This window comes from Bacillus sp. AR2-1 (genome assembly GCF_008368755.1).
In the GTDB taxonomy this organism is placed as follows: domain Bacteria; phylum Bacillota; class Bacilli; order Bacillales; family Bacillaceae_G; genus Bacillus_A; species Bacillus_A wiedmannii.
Map to the genome: position 1 here is coordinate 323,062 of NZ_QORY01000008.1, position 18,558 is coordinate 341,619.

Here is an 18,558-nt window from a genome sequence, read left to right on the forward strand (position 1 = left end):
GAGGGGATTAATAGTTTGTAACTTTTGTAAGAAGGGATAAGGGTTATGTTAATTCGTTTTAAAAAAAGTTATGAAAAGATTGCAATGGGGCTTCTTTCATTTATGCCAACTGAAAAAGATGTGAAAACATTACAATTGACTATGAAAGATTATGAAGCAAAGGATGATTGGCAATTGTATTTGTGGAAACAAAACGAAGATTTTGTTGGGATAATGGGGATTGTAAAAAAAGAGAATCAAGTGTTGGAAATTCAGCATTTGAGTGTGAACCCGTCTCATCGTCATATGGGTTTTGGGACGAAGATGGTTCAAGAGTTAAAGAGTAAATTTCTTGAGTTTACAATTTGCGGAAATGAGCAAACAGCAAGTTTTTGCAAAAAGTGTAAAGGGCTAGAACAAAATATACATTCGTAAAAGCAGAGATAAGTGGTTTATTATCTCTGCTTTCTTTTTTGTAATTGTTCGTTTCGTTCAGCGATGACCTCTGTTCGATCACGTAATGTGTGCTTATGTATTATATATTCATTAGAAGTAGCATTCACGTCTTTCCAAGGAAGGTTTTGTTTCTGACATAATTCCATGCAGTGCTTTTCTAATGCTGTATCCGATAACGGTAAAAATAACGGTGTAAAACTCTCTTCTTTCTGTATAGATTGCAATCTATCCTGGAGTAAGCATAGAAGTTGTGTCTGATTTATTCCTAAACGTAGTAAAGGTGCACTGTTTTTTTCTAAAATCGTTATGGCGCTTTTCATCATCTTTTCTGAGCCATTCCAGTTAGAGCGTCTTTGATGGTATAAAGAAACTGCAATTTGAATAAGACCGACTAAATAATTATCACGATTTCCTCTCGGTTTTGTTTTCCAATATTCTTCCAGTGTTTCGTGGCATTCAAAATAATCATAATCTCCGTGAAAATGAATTAAAAATTGTATGTATTCGGTAGGATACATTTTCTTCACCCCTGTTTAACGGTTATAAATACAAGTGTATCATAGAAATATAAACAATAAACGACTAGGGAATTGTCCCTAGTCGTTATTGTTCATATTAGCAGAAGCAAGCTGCCCCTACAATAATTAGTAAAATAAACAATACAACAAGTAATGCGAACCCACCGCTAAAACCGCAATCAACGTGCCCCATAGTTTTTTGACCTCCTACATTGTTCTTACTACACTGTTATCATATGAAGCGGTGGGCATGATGATATAGGCATAGGTCTATTTTTAATTAAATTTCTTAAAAAGGTTGGATAGAACATGAGTATGCTCTATACTTATGTTGTTATAGAAAAAATGTGGTGGGATGCTTTGTGCAGTATAATTTTAAAGTAGAGGCTTTTGAAGGGCCTTTAGATTTATTGTTACATTTAATACATCGTTATGAAATTGACATATATAATATTCCTGTAGCGGAAATTACAGAGCAATATTTATCTTATGTTCATACGATGAAAGAACTACAGTTAGATGTTGCAAGTGAGTATTTAGTAATGGCTGCGACTTTATTACAAATTAAAAGTAAAATGTTGTTGCCGAAACATGAAGAAGATGTACTTGATAACGGTGATGACTTTATAGATGATCCTCGTCAAGAATTGATGGAGAGGTTAATTGAATATAAGAAATATAAGCAAGTTGCTACTGAGCTAAAAGAAAGAGAACAAGAAAGAGCACAGCTATATACACGTCCGCCAATTGATTTTACATCGTTACAACAAGAAGAGGAGACAAACTTGCCTCTTGATGTTACGTTATATGATATGCTAGCGGCATTTCAAAAATTAATGCGCCGTAAAAAAGCAAAGAAACCTGTAACAACACGTATTACTCGTCAAGAAATACCAATTGAAAAGCGCATGATTGATATTTTAAAACAGTTAGAAATACAAGGTGGTCGTCAAAGTTTTTATGATTTGTTTGTTGATGATGAACGGGAAATAATGGTTGTAACATTTTTAGCGGTTCTTGAGCTTATGAAAAATCAACAAATCATAATTGAACAAGAACATAATTTTGATGAAATTTTCGTATCAAGCTCTACTAAATCTGCATAGATTTAGTATGGAAAATGGGATGGGAATAATATATCTCATGCTAGGTTTGAATGTATCGTTTGGAACAAGAGAAAAAATATTGAACCGAACGCATTGATTGTGATTCGGTTTTTTGATGTGTATTTTTATGGAGAAAATTGGAGGAAGGAGCTCGTAAAATGGATAGAAAAGAACAGAAATCAGTCATTGAAGGGCTTTTATTTGTTTCTGGTGATGAAGGGATTTATCCAGAACAAATAGCGAAAGTGCTTGAGATTGAAGGAAATGAAGTAATCGATATTTTAGAAGAAATGCAAAAAGAATGTGAAGGTGCACACCGCGGTTTGCAAATTGTACAGTATGCAAAAGTATATCGTTTTGCTACAAAGAAAGAACATGCTTCGTACTATCAAAAATTAATAGATATCCCAACAGCTGCTTCACTTTCTCAGGCTGCTTTAGAAACGTTAGCGATTGTGGCATATCGTCAACCTATTACAAGGACTGAAATGGAAGAGATTAGAGGGGTGAAAACCGATAAGGCGTTACAAACGTTAGTTTCACACTTACTTATAAAAGAAATGGGAAGAGCAGAAGGGCCAGGGCGTCCTATTTTATATGGAACAACGAAAGAATTTTTGGATACATTTGGATTGAAAACATTAGATGATTTACCGGCACTTTCTGAAGAGAATGAACAAATGAATGAAGCAGATTTATTCTTTGGTTCTTTACAGGAGATATCGAAATAAAAGCTTAGCATTTTGCTAAGCTTTTTTTGTATATCAATTATATACCGTGCCATACTAATTGAAAAAAGGAGACGAGTTATGAGAAGTATGCGAGGTATTTTATTGTTAGTTTCTGTTTTGTTATGCTTTTCTTTAAATAGTGCATCGGCTAAAAGATATATGATGTCTATTCATACCGCGTCTCCTTTACATATGCAGCGGCAACATTTTGGTAAAATGAAAGTGAGTTTTTTAAAAGTTGGACAAGGTGATGCGACACTTATCACATTGCCAAATGGACAAACGATGTTAATTGACGGGGGACCTTATGAAGCCGGAGAGGTTATCATTCAAAAACTAATCGAAAAAGGGATTAACCATTTAGATGCTATCGTCAGTACTCATCCTGATATGGATCACATTGGAGGACTTATTCCGATTGTAGAGCAAATGCCGGTATCGCTTATATTAGATAGTGGAAAAACATATAGTTCTTTTACGTATCACACATACCGGAATCATATTAAAAAAAGAGGAATTCCTTTCGTTTCAGTAAAAGAGGGACAATACATACCGCTAGATCCGCATGTTTCCATACAAGTATTAAACAATGGGAAATCAAAAGATGAAAATAATGAATCTTCAATTGTGTTGAAGGTACGATACGGAAAAGCGGATTTTTTACTAATGGGTGATGCTGATGTGCGGACGGAAACTGAAATATTAAAGCAATTTGATGTACATGCAGATGTGTTAAAGGTGGGACATCATGGCTCCTATACTTCAACAAGTGAAATGTTTATAAAAAAAGTAGAACCACAGTTTGCGATTCTTTCATATGGAAGCAGAAATCCGTATGGACATCCGCATCAAAGTGTAGTGAGACGCTTAAAACAGCATGGTATAATGATATATGGAACAAATAAACGTACAGTAGAAATGGAAACAGACGGCGAGCATATTACAATAGGCTCTAGTGGATTAATGCCATTACTTAAGTGAGTAATATGATAGGGGATATTCTCCCTTTTTGGAAAACTGAATAACATATATTATAATTGCAAGAGACGTACTAAGTTTCCTTTTTGTTAAACAAAGAGGAAATTTCATTCGAATGTCTAGACAACTACTCGTGCATATATTAAGATGGAATTAGGCGAATAAGGTAATAATAACAAGTAGGTATTTCATGGGAAAGGATCGATGAAAATGAAAACGCAAGTTGTCATCAATGCCAAAATTTATACAGGTCAAGAAGTAGTGGAAAACGGATTTATTCGTTACGCAGAAACAATTAAAGAAATTGGTTTGATGGCTCAATATGTATCACAAGAAAATGAAGCGGTTTTAGATGCAGCAGGGAAGATTGTGATTCCAGGTATGATTGATGTTCATATTCATGGTGGATACGATATTGATGCGATGGATGCAAATAGCGATGGATTAGTAACTCTAGGTAAAGAAATGTTAAAAGAAGGAGTTACAACTTACTTTCCAACAACAATGACACAAGCTCCAGAAGCAATCGAAGCGGCACTACATGCTGCGAAGGAAGCGAAAGAAAAAGGAGCACATTTCGAATATATTCACTTAGAAGGACCGTATGTTTCAAAAAAACGTGCAGGTGCACAACCACTTGAACATATTGTTCCTGCGAATATTGAACAATTTAAACAATGGCAGGAAGCAAGCGGGAATCTAATTAAATTAGTAACATATGCACCTGAAGAAGAAGGTGCATTAGAGTTTGAGCAGTATCTTGCTGAAACTGGTGTTGTTGGCACAATGGGGCATACAGATGCAATTGATGCGCAACTAAAAAATAGAAACATTACACATGCAACGCATTTATACAATCAAATGCGTGGATTACATCACCGAGAACCAGGAGTTGTTGGTCATGTGTTATTAAATCCAGATGTAATGGTTGAAGTAATTACAGATGGTATTCATATTCACCCTGATATGGTGAAATTAGCATATAAATTAAAAGGACCGAAAAAAGTAAGTGTTATTACTGACGCAATGCGTGCAAAAGGTCTTGAAGATGGATTATATGAGCTTGGCGGACAGCCAGTACATGTAAAAGATGGTAGTGCTCGATTAGAAGATGGAACGTTAGCTGGTAGTATTCTAAAAATGGATCAAGCTTTCCGAAATGTAATTGAATTTACAGGTTGTTCAATCGAAGATGCAGTACTGATGACATCAGTTAACCAAGCAGAAGAGTTTGGATTAAATCATAAAGGTGCATTAGCGGTAGGAAAAGATGCAGACTTTGTTGTGATGAATGAAGATTTACATGTATATGATACGGTTCGTTTAGGAATTCATATGAAGGAAGGGAAGTAATTAAATGAATATTCTTGTTGTAAAAACTCCAGAAGAACTAGCAGAAGCAGGATATAAATTAATTGAAGAAGTTGTAAAAACAAAAGAAAATCCAACATTAGGAATGGCTACAGGAAGCTCTCCATTAGGTATTTATGCAGAAATGCGAAAAAATAAACTTGATACAAGCCGTGTAACCACTGTAAACTTAGATGAGTACGTAAATTTACCACATGAAGATAAAAACAGCTATCACTATTTCATGCAAGAACAGTTGTTTGATCATCTTCCATTTAAACAAACTTATGTACCAAACGGGATGGCAAGTGATTTAGAGGAAGAGTGCAAACGTTACGAGGGCATTCTAGCTGCTAACCCAGTTGACCTACAGATTCTTGGAATCGGTGAAAACGGTCACATCGGATTTAACGAACCAGGAACACTGTTTAATTCTCCAACAAACATTGTTGAATTAACAGAATCTACACGCCAAGCAAACCTTCGCTTCTTCGAAAAAGAAGAAGATGTGCCAACGCATGCGATTACAATGGGAATTGGAAGCATTATGAAAGCGAAACAAATTCTACTGGTTGCTATGGGTTCTAAAAAGGCGGAAGCTGTGAAAGAATTATTGCAAGGTGAATATAGCGAAGCGTGTCCTGCTACAGTTTTACAACGTCATCCGAATGTAACCGTAATCGCTGATCAAGAAGCTCTATCTTTATGCAGTGAGGCGATTGCTGATGAACATCGACAAGTATTCACCATTTCCGATCTATTATCAGATTCAAGAGTGGGTGAAACAGCTAATTGAGGACGGCGAATGGAAGCCGGGAGATAAAATCCCATCTGAGAATGAACTTTGCGATAAGTTCGAAGTGAGTCGTATGACAATCAGACAGGCGATTAATAATTTAGTGGAACAAGGTTATTTATATCGGAAACGTGGAATCGGTACGTTTGTCCAACTTCCGAAAGTGGAACAAAAATTGCAAGGAATGACGGGATTCACAGAAGATATGATTTCTCGTGGGATGAACCCAAGTAGTCAATTACTTAGTTTCCGCCTAGTTCCAGCTACTGCGAAAATAGCAGACCGGTTGAGAATACAGGAGGGAGAGTCGGTTTATGAAGTGAGGCGTATACGTTTAGCTGATGATGAACCGATTGCTTTTGAGACGACATATTTGTCGCCAGCTCTTGTAAAAGATATTAACGAAGAAATATTGCAACAATCTTTATATGAACATTTAGAGAAAAAACTGGGCTTTAAACTTGTTAGCGCTACTCAATCAATTGAAGCTTCAATTGCAACGGATAATGAAGCTGAACATCTGCATATTCCTAAAAAGGCGCCAGTGCTTGTAATGCGTCAATGGTCATATTCAGAAGGTGAAGTACCGTTAGAGTATGTGAAATGTATTTATCGTGGGGATCGTTATAAGTTTATTACAAACATCGCACGTAACAAATAATATATTTCAGTTCGTGAAGTACAGTTAATGTCAAATTGTTTAACATGTAAAGAAAAAATACGACTCATCCTTACAAGGAGTGAGTCGTATTTTTATTATGAGTAATTACGTGGTTAACAGCATCTTTAACTGTATTTACTACATAGTGAGCGTGTTCTTTTACTGCTTCATCTGCTTGAGACATAGCAAAACTGTGAGGAGTTAAAGAAAACATCGGGATATCATTATAAGAATCCCCTATGCAAGCAACTTCCTCTGGTTGTAGTTGAAACTCTTTTAATAAAACAGAAATAGCAGCCCCTTTACTAATATTAGGTGGCATTACATCTAAACATTGTTCTGCTGAAATGAATGTACTAACTTTTCCGTGGAATTTTTCATCAATTTTTTTCTGAAGGAGTTGTAAGCTTTCCTTTGTTCCACCGACAGAGATTTTATTTGGGAAAATTGTATCATCAATTTTCTGTAATAGATGCGGTTCTTCAACAGAAGTCATCGTTACTTGTTGTTCAAGCTCATGAATGAACGGTGTTTTCTCTTCAATGTAATAATTATGCTCATCACTTACATAACGAAAATAAGGATCTTCATTTGTCATTGCTAACAGATCAGGTAGAATACTCGAATCAAATGTTGCGGATAATAGTTGCTTGTTTTCATGTGTGTACACGAAAACACCATTTACACTAATACGATGGAAATTTGTATTTACAGCTTTCATTAAGTCTGCAATTTCATTATCCAATCGGCCAGAAGCGAAACAAAGAATAACATTTTGCTCAGCAAGACTACGAAGTGCTACAATATCTTGTTCGTCAATTAGCCCTCCGTGTTGCATCATTGTACCATCGATATCACTTACAAACATTTTAATCATGTTGTTATCTCCTTTCTATGTACAGTTGCTCTTACATTATACGCATCATATATAAACATGTCTAAAAAATGAATTTTTATGAAATGGTAGATGTTTTACATTGACGACAAAGAAGAATGTTCTGTAACATAAAAGCAGGCTATTTAAGTACGAGGGTGGTGTTATATGAATAATTATCTAGAAATTAAAAAAGTTTTAAATAATAATGTCATCATTGCTAGCCATCCTGAACATGAGGAAGTAGTAGTGATTGGTAAAGGGATTGGATTTGGGAAAAAAGCGAAAGATGTATTGGAGCAAGAACAAATTGAAAAAATGTTTGTTTTAAAAAATGAACGTGATCGTGAACAATACAAACTGTTAGTGCCGCATGTGAGTGAAAAACTAATTGAATTAATGAATGATATTATGTTCTACATTCAAGAAAAAGCAAAATCACCATTGAATGAACATATTCATATCGCTTTAACAGATCATATTTCTTTTGCGATTAAGCGTTTAAAACAAGGACTTACAATTGATAATCCTTTTTTAGTTGAAACGAAAATGCTCTATCCAGAGGAATATGAAATTGCTGAAGGTGTTGTAGACCTTTTAAATTCTCGTTTACAAATTACATTGCCAGAAGGAGAAATTGGTTTTATTGCACTCCATATTTACAGTTCGCTTACAAATTCAGATTTATCTTCAGTTAATCAAAACTCCCGTCTCATTGCACAGCTCGTATCTTTAATTGAGACAAACTTACAAATTACATTAGACCAAGAAAGTATCCACTATTTACGCCTTATCCGCCATTTACAATACGCAATTGAACGGGTAAAAAAAGGGGAAAAAGTAGAGGAATCACAAAGTTTTGCTGATTTATTAAAGGCAGAATATCCTGTCTGTTATAATTTAGCTTGGAAGCTAGTTAAGGTCATGCAAAAAGAATTGCAACTTCCTGTGTATGAAGCAGAGAGCATATATTTAACGATGCACCTGCAGCGCTTAGTGAAAGCAGAGCATGTGTAAAAAGACATATATTTTTGTCTAAAATGAAAACGTTAAAAAAAATCATTGAATCGCTTACAATAGTTATGTATAATAACTATTGCAAAGTTATACAAATTTCGACAAACACATTAAGGTAAGTAACGAAAACGTTTGCCTTAATTATAGTGAACTTATACGTAAACCTATTTTTGACACGTGTTACTGATTCGATCAGGCATGAGTGGAGAAAAGCAAGGAATGTAAGCTTGAGAAAGGGATATACTACCCTTTGTATAGCTATCGTTCTATCTTTTTTTCCTCATGTCTTTTTGGCGTTTGTCGGAAGGTATCAATATAGATAAGAGAGGAAGGGTTTCCATGTTTAAGAAGATCTTTGGTGTTCTTCAAAAAGTCGGAAAAGCGTTAATGCTTCCAGTAGCGATTTTACCGGCAGCAGGTATTTTACTTGGATTTGGTAATGCATTTCAAAATCCACAGTTAACAAATGTTATTCCTGCTTTAAAAGCAGATTGGTTCGTAATGGTAGCAAAAATTATGGAACAATCTGGTGATATTATTTTCGCTAACCTTGCATTATTATTCGCAGTTGGGGTAGCAATTGGTTTAGCTGGTGGAGACGGAGTAGCTGGATTAGCAGCGTTCGTCGGCTACTTAATTATGAACAAAACGATGAGTGTGTTCTTAGAAGTAGATAAGCTAGTGAAAGTAACAAGTTCTGGAGCAGACCCAGTAAAAATTGGATTTACAGATCCAGCATATGCAAATGTATTAGGAATTCCAACGCTACAAACGGGAGTGTTTGGTGGTATTATCGTCGGTATAGTAGCGGCATATTGCTACAATAAATATTTCAACATTGAATTACCATCATACTTAGGTTTCTTCGCAGGTAAGCGTTTCGTACCGATCGCAACTGCAACATTCTCTTTAGTAGTAGGTATAATCATGTGTTTCATTTGGCCATACATTCAAGGTGGCTTAAATACGTTCTCACATCAAATGATTGATGCAAATAGAACATTAGCAGCATTCATATTCGGTTTAATTGAACGTTCATTAATTCCATTTGGATTACATCATATTTTCTATTCACCGTTCTGGTTCGAATTCGGTCAGTATACAAATGCAGCTGGCGAATTAATCCGTGGTGACCAAAAAATCTTTATGGCACAGTTAAAAGACGGTGTAGAATTAACAGCAGGTACATTTACAACTGGTAAGTATCCGTTCATGATGTTCGGTCTTCCAGCAGCAGCATTAGCAATGTACCATGAAGCACGTCCAGAAAATAAAAAATTAGCAGCTGGTATTTTAGGTTCTGCTGCATTAACATCTTTCTTAACAGGTATTACAGAACCACTTGAATTTTCATTCTTATTCGTAGCACCAGTACTATTCGGAATTCACGCAGTATTCGCTGGTCTATCATTTATGACAATGCAAATTTTAGGTGTTAAAATTGGTATGACATTCTCTGGTGGTTTAATCGACTTTATGTTATTCGGTGTACTGCCAGGCCGTACAGCATGGTGGTGGGTAATTATTGTTGGTCTTGTACTAGCAGTTATTTACTACTTCGGATTCCGCTTTGCAATCCGTAAATGGGATTTAAAAACACCTGGTCGTGAAGTAGCAAATGCAAATGACGGCGCAGGTAAAACAGAAGCAGGAGAACTTCCACGTGAAGTATTAGTAGCACTTGGTGGTAAAGAAAACATTGCTTCTTTAGACGCTTGTATTACTCGTTTACGTGTTCAAGTTAACGAACAAAAGAATGTAAACAAAGATCGCTTAAAAGAGCTTGGAGCAGCTGGTGTACTTGAAGTTGGAAATAACATTCAAGCTATTTTTGGACCGAAATCTGACACATTAAAATCACAAATTCATGATATTATGTCAGGTCGTACACCTCATGTTGAAAAAGAAGAGCCTGTAAAGGTAGAAGAAACTCCTAAACAAGTTGATGAAAACGAAACAATCGTATCACCAATTGAAGGGAAAATCTTACCGATTACAGAAGTACCTGATCAAGTATTCTCAGGAAAAATGATGGGAGACGGATTTGCAATCGAGCCAACAGAAGGAACAGTAGTTTCTCCAGTTAACGGTGAAATCGTCAACGTATTCCCTACAAAGCATGCGATTGGTATTCAATCTGAAGGCGGAAAAGAAATTTTAATCCACTTCGGTATTGATACTGTAAAATTAAATGGTGAAGGTTTTGAAGCACTTGTAGCACAAGGCGACAAAGTGAAACAAGGACAACCATTATTAAAAGTAGATCTTGCATTTGTAAAAGAAAATGCACCATCTATCATTACACCAATTGTCTTTACGAATTTACAACAAGGACAACAAGTCGAATTGAAAAAAGATGGAAATGTTAAGAAGGGCGAAAACGCTATTATTGACATTCAGTAGGAATTTGACGCAAAATGTTTATAATTATAATAGGCGATGTGGTTGACCGAACATCGCCTATTATATACAATAGATGATGTAGTACTCACGTCTATACAACTAAAAAAATACTGTAATTTAAAGGAGATAAATTATCATGGAAAAAATCTTTAAAGTAACTAGCGACTCAGGAATTCATGCTCGTCCAGCAACTCTACTTGTAAACACTGCAAGCAAATTTGGTTCTGACATTAACTTAGAGTATAACGGAAAAAACGTTAACTTAAAATCAATCATGGGCGTTATGTCTTTAGGCATTCAACAAAACGCAGAAATTAAAATCACTGCAAATGGTGATGATGCAGCTCAAGCACTAGCAGCTATCGAAGAAACTATGAAAAACGAAGGATTAGGAGAATAATGACTCTTAACATTCAAGGGATCGCTGCATCAAGTGGGATTGCTATTGCAAAGGCTTTCAGACTTGAGAATCCTGAATTTAACATCGAAAAGAAATCAATTACAAACGAAGCTGCTGAAATTGCACGCTTAGACGCTGCGCTTGAGAAAGCAAAAACTGAATTAGAAGCAATTAAGGACCATGCTTTTGCTGAGCTGGGTGCCGATAAAGCTGCGATCTTTGAAGCACATTTATTAGTGTTAAATGATCCAGAACTAGTAAACCCAGTAAAAGATAAAGTAAATAGTGAAAAAGTAAATGCTGAATTTGCAATGGATGAAGTTGCATCAATGTTTATTTCTATGTTTGAAAACATGGATAACGAATATATGAAAGAACGTGCTGCGGACATTCGTGACGTAACAAAACGCGTTCTTGCACATTTACTAGGAATTAACTTCTCAAACCCTGGTACAATTTCTGAAGAAGTAATCATCATTGCTGAAGATTTAACACCATCTGATACAGCTCAGTTAAACCGTAAGTATGCAAAAGGTTTTACAACTGATATCGGTGGACGTACATCTCACTCTGCAATTATGGCTCGTTCTATGGAAATTCCTGCAGTTGTTGGTACGAAAGTTGTTATGGAGAAAATCCAAAACGGCGATATCGTAATCATCGACGGTTTAGATGGAGAAGTAATTGTAAATCCATCAGAAGAAACTCTTCGTTCTTTTGAAGAAAAGAAAGCGAAATTTGAAGAGCAAAAAACTGAATGGGCAAAATTAAAAGACCAAGCTACTGTAACAAGTGATGGACATCACGTTGAGCTTGTTGCAAATATCGGAACACCAAATGATGTACAAGGTATTATCGATAATGGCGGAGAAGGCGTTGGTTTATACCGTACAGAATTCTTATACATGGGCCGTGACAATCTTCCAACAGAAGAAGAGCAGTTCGAAGCGTATAAAGCAGTTCTTGAAGGTGTAAAAGAAGGTCAACCTGTTGTTGTTCGTACACTTGACATCGGTGGAGATAAAGAGCTTCCATACTTACATTTACCAAAAGAAATGAACCCATTCTTAGGATACCGTGCAATTCGCTTATGTCTTGATGAGCAAGATGTGTTCCGCACACAACTTCGTGCATTACTTCGTGCTAGCGTATACGGTAACTTAAAAATTATGTTCCCAATGATTGCAACTCTTGATGAGTTCCGTCAAGCGAAAGCAATCTTATTAGAAGAGAAAGCGAAACTTGTAGAAGCGGGTACAACTGTTTCTGATTCTATTGAAGTCGGTATGATGGTTGAAATCCCAGCTTCAGCAGTATTAGCAGATCAATTCGCAAAAGAAGTTGATTTCTTCTCTATCGGAACAAATGACTTAATCCAATACACAATGGCTGCAGACCGTATGAACGAACAAGTAGCTTACTTATACCAACCATATAACCCATCTATTTTACGTCTTGTAAAAATGGTTATCGATGCGGCTCATAAAGAAGGCAAATGGGCTGGTATGTGTGGTGAGATGGCGGGAGATTCACTTGCTATCCCATTATTATTAGGATTAGGTTTAGATGAGTTCAGTATGAGTGCAACATCTATTCTTCCTGCAAGAACACAACTAAGCAAGTTGTCAAAAGCAGAAATGGAAACATTAGCAGAAAAAGCATTAATGATGTCAACTGCAGAAGAAGTTGTTGAACTAGTTAAAAGCATATAATCAATAAAAAAACCTGAGTCGATTTGAAATCGGTCTCAGGTTTTTTCTATGAGAAAAGTAAATCTTATTTTCTTACTATAGAGGATAAGGAACGGAATTAGATAGCGATAGCAACGATATCAGTTGGGCATACACGTAAAATACCAGTAAAAGTATTTCGATTTTGATTGTTCTTATCGTCTTTATTATTATCTTTATCGTCTTTGTTATTACGAGCTAAAGCAGAGAAAAGAGCAACGCCGTTAGCGAAACCTTCAAAAATTACATTGTTGAATGTTCCGTTACCTCTAATGCTTAAAAGAGAAAGTTCTGTTCCAACTGAAATGTTAGCAAGCACGTTACATACAGCAGGTCGTTGTGGTCTAACTTCCTCTCTCTCTTTCTCGCGATGGTCACGATGGTCGCACTCTCTTTCACGATGATGACAGTCTCTAAAGTTATCACAGCATCCAAATGATCCAAACATAATCCTCATCACCCCCTTCACACTTATAATCTATGTAAGTTCGGTAGTGAGTGACTGGACAGAGAGTGGAATTTTTTCTGGGGGATTTTCTCATTTTAAAAGACTAGCTGGGTGTTTAGTACGGAATGATGTTTAAAATAGGGGAAATATCACAAAAAAGTGTAAAGACCACCGAAATGAATGAAATAGGTAGGCTTTACACTTTTTTACTTTTATATAAAACGATGATATATACAGGGAGAGCTAAGAGTAGTGGTGCAATGGATCTTGCAGTATATTTTTCTGCGTCTAATTTGAACGCTTCTTCTTTTGGGAATTGTAACACTGATATGTTTGTAGCATCGCCAATAAAATATAACAGCAGTACAGTTACTATGTAACTTAAAAGTGCGATAAAGCTTCCGTATGAACTCAATGAAAATCCCTCTCTTGTTATCTATTTGTTATCATTGTATCATAATTGTAACAAAAACACACGGTTATATTTCGATACTTTAACAAAATTCGACACAAAACGCCATTTATGTGTATGGGAATAGCATGAAGTTTACTGTTTTTTTATGTATAGATGTCGAATAATACATTGTAATATTACGGATGTGTGACAGAATAAAAAAGAAACGAAGGTAATGAAATTACCTTCGTTTCTTTTTTATTCTGTATTAAAGAGCAGTAAGCCCCCCACCTCAAAATTCAGCGAAAGCAAAGAAGTTAGGCGGAGGATTAACTGTCCATAAAAACCGATTATAGTTTCACTTTATTATTTTGCCCATTCACTCACTTGTTCTACGCTCATTCGTGGTGCAGGATGACCTTTTAAAGTTGATTCACCAATTGTAATAAGCATAATTGGTACGTAACGAGATGAAACATTGAATTCTTCTGTAAGTGCTTGTGGGTTGAAACCACCAATAGCACAAGTATCCCAGCCAGTTGCTTTAGCCGCAAGCATAAGTTGCATTGCTGCTAAAGATGCATTTGAAAAGGCTGCATCTCTTGGAAATTGCTCACGAGCATATGCAGACTCAATATTTTTAGCTAAGCGTTCTTTTGCTTCTTCTTTCATAAATCCTTGTTCTACAATTGGACCATAAACTGGTTCAACGTTTTTATAAGCTTCTAAATCACCTAAAATAGCGACTACAGCAGAAGCATCAAGTATTTGTTGCTGGTTATAAGCAATTGGATGCAATCGTTTCTGTACATCTTCACCTTGGAATACAAGGAATTTCCAGTGCTGCAAGTTCCAAGCAGAAGGTGCTTGAGCAGCTCCCTTTAAAATCTCGTGTAACTCTGTAGATGAAATTTCTTTCTCTGGGTTGAATGCACGTGTAGATGTGCGTTCGTATAGAACATTAAAAAAGTTGTCGTTTGTCATTATATATCCTCCAAGTAACATATCAAATTATAAAAAAATACATGTAATATATTCTACTTACATTTTGTAAGTTGTCGAATTTAAGAATATAATATCTTTATTTTAATTGTCAAGTTTTAAAGAGGAAGCTAGGGCATTCATACAAACGATACAATTCCTATAATCATACACTAGAAAAGGAATTTATAGAGAAAAAGCGAAGAGAGCATTCTCAATTAGCTTGTTAATATGTATCCCTCACTCATTAAAGTATATAGAGAACAGTCTTTTTATAAAATGTTTGTGAGGAATGCAGTAGAACAAGATATATGAAGTGAGTGAAGACTAGTGATGAACATACTACATTTTTTATTAGAGAATACGGTTTTCCAAAATGTATTACAAGATCTTCAGTTAAATGTCCTTTATATAGAAAATGGATGTACACATCAACAAACGATAGAAAATATTCATCCAAAATGTATGTTTATAGCAAATAGTTTTGAAGAAGGAGAATTATTGTTTCAGAGAACAAAACCACATATTGTAATTATGTATGTAACAGATTTTTCTCAAATAAAATATATAAAGAATATGTATAATCCACAGAGTACATTTATTGTCATTTGGGATCAACAGATAACAAGCGAGTTTGCAGAGGTGCTTACGTTAGGAATACGTAATATTGTGATAGCTCCTGTGACTCCACAAATGGTGTTAGAGGAAGTGAATAAGAGTTTGTATCAGCTTTCTTTAGTGCGGCAAGTAAGTTTGCAACAAGAATTACTTCAAACGATGTTTGATTTTCAAAATGATCTATTATTTATAGTAGAAGACGATGAGATTGTTGATTGTAATACAAATTTTTTAGAGTTTTTCGGATATGAAAATTTATTTGCCTATCGTGAGCAACATTTAGTATTTGCTGAACATTTTATTAGAGAAAACGGATACTATTCAACAACTCACGATATAACATGGTTAGATGATACATTATCATATGATAGAAGAATTAAGATGTCCAATTATGAAGGGGAAGTGTCAACTTTTTTATTGCGCGCGACACCACTGCCAGAAGATTTATCAAGATTTATTGTGAAGTGTACAGAGATTACAGAATTAGATGAAATCTATCAAGAACAAGAAAGGCTTGCTATGATAGATTCGTTAACAGAGATTTATAATCGTTTGAAGTTCCAACAAATACTAGAGGCAGAATGGGATAATGCAATGCGTAACGATGAAAAAATAGCACTTATTTTATTTGACATAGATAATTTTAAAACAGTAAATGACACGTATGGCCATGATTTTGGTGACTTAGCATTAATTCAGCTTGCAGAGCTTATGAAATCTAAAGTGGAGCACGAACATGTATTTGCAAGGTGGGGAGGAGAAGAATTTATTATATTAGTAACTAACACAGTAGAAAAAGAAGCATTTCAGGTTGCGGAATCATTACGATTTTTCATTGAAACAAAGCAGTTCTCCGGAATTTCGAAATTAACAGCGAGTTTTGGAGTCGCGTTATATGAACAAGGGATTACAAGAGAAGAATTAATGCAACGAGCGGATATTGCATTATATGAAGCGAAAAAAAATGGAAAAAATCAAGTGTGTGTATATAGAAAAGAAAAAAAGTGATTTTTCGCAACAAATTGTTGCGATTTTTTTTTATTGTTTGATAATAGAATGTAGGGGGGATTTTGAACGAAGGAACTATGGAGGAACAACATGATAAAAAAAATAATGACGATGGCTTCGCTGTCTGCTGTAGTTTGTGGTGGAGTATACTATTTTTTCTATAACCCCAATATAAAGGGAAGCACTGTATTGACAACTAAGGTAAATCCTACTATTGAATCAGAAGTACAGGAGAATATAGAGGAAAAAAAAGAACAACAAATTGATTATGCTAGTATATCTCAAAAGTTAGATCAATATTTAATAGGAAAGCAATTTAATGGGACAGTTTTAGTAACAGATAAAGAGCATGTTATATTGAATAAAGGATATGGATATGCTGATGTTCAATATAAGATAGAGAATACGCCTCAAACAAAATATCGTGTCGGTTCTATTACGAAAACCGTTGTGGCAACATCTATTTTACAGCTGCAGGAACAAGGGAAGTTAAATATTCAAGATAATGTAAATAAATATATTCCCTCTTTTCCAGTAGATAAAAATATTACTTTATATCATTTGTTAACACATACATCAGGTTTACCGGAAAGTGGAAAAGGGAAAGTGAATGCCGCTTCTCGTATAAATTTAGTAAATTGGATTGGAAGTCAAAAATTAGAATTTCCACCAGGCTCAGGTTGGAGATATACAGATTATAATTATATGGTGCTTGCCTATATTATAGAAAGTATATCAAAAAAACCTTTAGGAGATTACATAAAAGAAAATATATTTACTAAAGCAGAAATGCATGAATCTGGTATGGGAAATATGGTTCAGGGAGATCAGCATTTTACTAAAGGATATGTAAAGAAAGAGAATGTACTTGAACCTGCACAAAAATTGTTAATGGAGTGGTTATACGGGTGCGGTGAGATGTATACGACAGTTGGTGATATGAAGAAGTTAGACGAAGCGATTATAAATGGGAAACTTCTTTCTGAACAAAGTAGACAAGCGATGTTTTCACCTTCAACAGAACGAAAATATGCATATAGTTTTTACATATATCCGGATTATTTTCATAATCATGGTGTACTATCTGGTTGGAACACTTTCAATAATTTTAATAAAGAAAAAGGCACTTTTGTTATATTATTTTCAAATGTGAAAAATAGTATAGATGATGATTTTAATAATGAGTTTCGAAAGATGGTAAGTGATTTATTAGAACAAAGGGGATGAGAAAATGGAACGTAAAAATGTATCAATAGGTTTCATCGGTATTGGTGTAATGGGAAAAAGTATGGTGCGTCATTTAATGCAAGACGGCTATAAAGTATATGTATATAATAGAACGAAAACGAAGACAGACTCTTTAGTGCAAGATGGTGCGAATTGGTGTGATACACCGAAAGAGTTAGTGAAGCAAGTTGATGTTGTAATGACTATGGTTGGATATCCACATGATGTAGAAGAAGTGTATTTTGGGATAGATGGAATTTTGGAGAATGCAAATGAAGGTACGATAGCAATTGATTTCACGACATCTACACCAACATTGGCAAAACGTATTAACGAAACCGGTAAAAGTAAGGATGTATATACGTTAGATGCGCCTGTATCTGGAGGAGACGTTGGTGCGAAAGAAGCAAGGCTAGCAATTATGGTCGGTGGCGAAAAAGAAATATATGAAAAATGTTTACCGTTATTTGAAAAACTAGGGACAAATATTCAGTTGCAAGGACCAGCTGGAAGTGGACAACATACAAAAATGTGCAATCAAATTGCGATTGCTTCTAACATGATTGGAGTATGTGAAGCTGTTGCTTATGCGAAAAAAGCTGGACTAGACCCAGATAAAGTATTAGAGAGTATTTCAACGGGAGCAGCAGGTAGCTGGTCATTGAGTAACTTAGCTCCCCGAATGTTAAAGGGAGATTTTGAACCAGGGTTTTATGTAAAGCATTTTATGAAAGATATGAAGATAGCTTTAGATGAGGCTGAAAAATTGCAATTGCCAGTGCCAGGTTTAAGTTTGGCGAAGGAATTGTATGAAGAGTTAATGAAAGATGGGGAAGAGAATAGTGGAACACAAGTTTTATACAAAAAATACATAAGGGGGTAA

General features: G+C 35.3%; 20 protein-coding genes. 14 read left to right on the forward strand and 6 right to left on the reverse strand.

The features are described from left to right. Positions 1-45: 45 nt before the first annotated feature. Positions 46-414, forward strand: a complete 369-nt coding sequence (gene ribT, locus DT250_RS11435) for a GNAT family N-acetyltransferase RibT (protein WP_149213065.1) — start codon at positions 46-48, stop codon at positions 412-414. Between the two features lie 20 nt (positions 415-434). On the opposite strand, the gene DT250_RS11440 is transcribed toward ribT, so the two are convergent. Both DT250_RS11440 and DT250_RS11445 read right to left on the reverse strand, forming a co-directional pair. After that, positions 435-953, reverse strand: coding sequence for a DUF309 domain-containing protein (locus DT250_RS11440; protein WP_088064344.1), 519 nt, complete (start codon positions 951-953; stop codon positions 435-437). Between the two features lie 97 nt (positions 954-1,050). After that, on the reverse strand, positions 1,051-1,146 hold the full coding sequence (locus DT250_RS11445) for a YjcZ family sporulation protein (protein WP_000510194.1): 96 nt from the start codon (positions 1,144-1,146) through the stop codon (positions 1,051-1,053). Between the two features lie 169 nt (positions 1,147-1,315). Between DT250_RS11445 and scpA the strand changes: the two genes are divergently transcribed. The 6 genes from scpA to phnF all read left to right on the forward strand — a co-directional run bounded on the left by scpA (position 1,316) and on the right by phnF (position 6,575). Continuing rightward, positions 1,316-2,059 carry a segregation/condensation protein A gene (scpA, locus tag DT250_RS11450; protein WP_001199757.1) on the forward strand — a complete coding sequence of 248 codons (744 nt, stop codon included), beginning with the start codon at positions 1,316-1,318 and terminating at the stop codon, positions 2,057-2,059. Between the two features lie 158 nt (positions 2,060-2,217). Beyond that, a complete protein-coding gene (scpB, locus tag DT250_RS11460; protein ID WP_149213066.1) occupies positions 2,218-2,790 on the forward strand; it encodes a segregation/condensation protein ScpB in 573 nt (190 codons plus the stop codon). Positions 2,791-2,868: 78 nt separating this feature from the next. Further along, on the forward strand, positions 2,869-3,771 hold the full coding sequence (locus DT250_RS11465; RefSeq protein WP_001257286.1) for a ComEC/Rec2 family competence protein: 903 nt from the start codon (positions 2,869-2,871) through the stop codon (positions 3,769-3,771). Between the two features lie 207 nt (positions 3,772-3,978). Beyond that, complete coding sequence (gene nagA, locus DT250_RS11470; protein ID WP_002107769.1) at positions 3,979-5,121, forward strand: N-acetylglucosamine-6-phosphate deacetylase; 1,143 nt, start codon at positions 3,979-3,981, stop codon at positions 5,119-5,121. 4 nt (positions 5,122-5,125) lie between these two features. Further along, on the forward strand, positions 5,126-5,914 hold the full coding sequence (nagB, locus tag DT250_RS11475) for a glucosamine-6-phosphate deaminase (RefSeq protein WP_001024205.1): 789 nt from the start codon (positions 5,126-5,128) through the stop codon (positions 5,912-5,914). Next, complete coding sequence (gene phnF / locus DT250_RS11480; protein ID WP_002194085.1) at positions 5,844-6,575, forward strand: phosphonate metabolism transcriptional regulator PhnF; 732 nt, start codon at positions 5,844-5,846, stop codon at positions 6,573-6,575. The genes nagB and phnF overlap by 71 nt, the downstream gene beginning before the upstream one ends. Positions 6,576-6,645: 70 nt before the next feature. Here phnF and DT250_RS11485 read toward each other — a convergent pair whose 3' ends face one another. After that, positions 6,646-7,452 (reverse strand): Cof-type HAD-IIB family hydrolase, encoded by an 807-nt coding sequence (locus tag DT250_RS11485; protein WP_046956417.1) that lies wholly within the window; start codon positions 7,450-7,452, stop codon positions 6,646-6,648. Positions 7,453-7,617: 165 nt separating this feature from the next. Between DT250_RS11485 and glcT the strand changes: the two genes are divergently transcribed. The 4 genes from glcT to ptsP all read left to right on the forward strand — a co-directional run bounded on the left by glcT (position 7,618) and on the right by ptsP (position 12,981). Beyond that, positions 7,618-8,466, forward strand: a complete 849-nt coding sequence (gene glcT / locus DT250_RS11490; protein WP_001067321.1) for a glucose PTS transporter transcription antiterminator GlcT — start codon at positions 7,618-7,620, stop codon at positions 8,464-8,466. A 339-nt stretch (positions 8,467-8,805) separates the two neighbouring features. After that, the gene (gene ptsG, locus DT250_RS11495) at positions 8,806-10,869 is read left to right on the forward strand and encodes a PTS glucose transporter subunit IIABC (RefSeq protein WP_000473194.1); all 2,064 of its coding nucleotides are present in this window, start codon (positions 8,806-8,808) and stop codon (positions 10,867-10,869) included. A gap of 136 nt (positions 10,870-11,005) precedes the next feature. Then, positions 11,006-11,269, forward strand: coding sequence for a phosphocarrier protein HPr (gene ptsH / locus DT250_RS11500; protein ID WP_000411080.1), 264 nt, complete (start codon positions 11,006-11,008; stop codon positions 11,267-11,269). Continuing rightward, complete coding sequence (gene ptsP / locus DT250_RS11505; RefSeq protein ID WP_000174214.1) at positions 11,269-12,981, forward strand: phosphoenolpyruvate--protein phosphotransferase; 1,713 nt, start codon at positions 11,269-11,271, stop codon at positions 12,979-12,981. The genes ptsH and ptsP overlap by 1 nt, the downstream gene beginning before the upstream one ends. Positions 12,982-13,078: 97 nt before the next feature. On the opposite strand, the gene DT250_RS11510 is transcribed toward ptsP, so the two are convergent. From DT250_RS11510 to DT250_RS11520, 3 genes are all read right to left on the reverse strand, one after another. Further along, complete coding sequence (locus DT250_RS11510; protein WP_088064341.1) at positions 13,079-13,447, reverse strand: DUF3915 domain-containing protein; 369 nt, start codon at positions 13,445-13,447, stop codon at positions 13,079-13,081. Between the two features lie 196 nt (positions 13,448-13,643). After that, a complete protein-coding gene (locus DT250_RS11515; protein ID WP_098857187.1) occupies positions 13,644-13,862 on the reverse strand; it encodes a hypothetical protein in 219 nt (72 codons plus the stop codon). Positions 13,863-14,207: 345 nt separating this feature from the next. Continuing rightward, positions 14,208-14,825, reverse strand: coding sequence for a nitroreductase family protein (locus DT250_RS11520; protein WP_000180385.1), 618 nt, complete (start codon positions 14,823-14,825; stop codon positions 14,208-14,210). A gap of 330 nt (positions 14,826-15,155) precedes the next feature. Here DT250_RS11520 and DT250_RS11525 point away from each other — a divergent pair, with 330 nt between their 5' ends. The 3 genes from DT250_RS11525 to DT250_RS11535 all read left to right on the forward strand — a co-directional run bounded on the left by DT250_RS11525 (position 15,156) and on the right by DT250_RS11535 (position 18,558). Further along, on the forward strand, positions 15,156-16,448 hold the full coding sequence (locus DT250_RS11525) for a GGDEF domain-containing protein (RefSeq protein ID WP_149213067.1): 1,293 nt from the start codon (positions 15,156-15,158) through the stop codon (positions 16,446-16,448). A 90-nt stretch (positions 16,449-16,538) separates the two neighbouring features. Continuing rightward, a complete protein-coding gene (locus DT250_RS11530) occupies positions 16,539-17,675 on the forward strand; it encodes a serine hydrolase domain-containing protein (protein WP_141522803.1) in 1,137 nt (378 codons plus the stop codon). A gap of 4 nt (positions 17,676-17,679) precedes the next feature. Next, a complete protein-coding gene (locus tag DT250_RS11535) occupies positions 17,680-18,558 on the forward strand; it encodes an NAD(P)-dependent oxidoreductase (RefSeq protein ID WP_149213068.1) in 879 nt (292 codons plus the stop codon).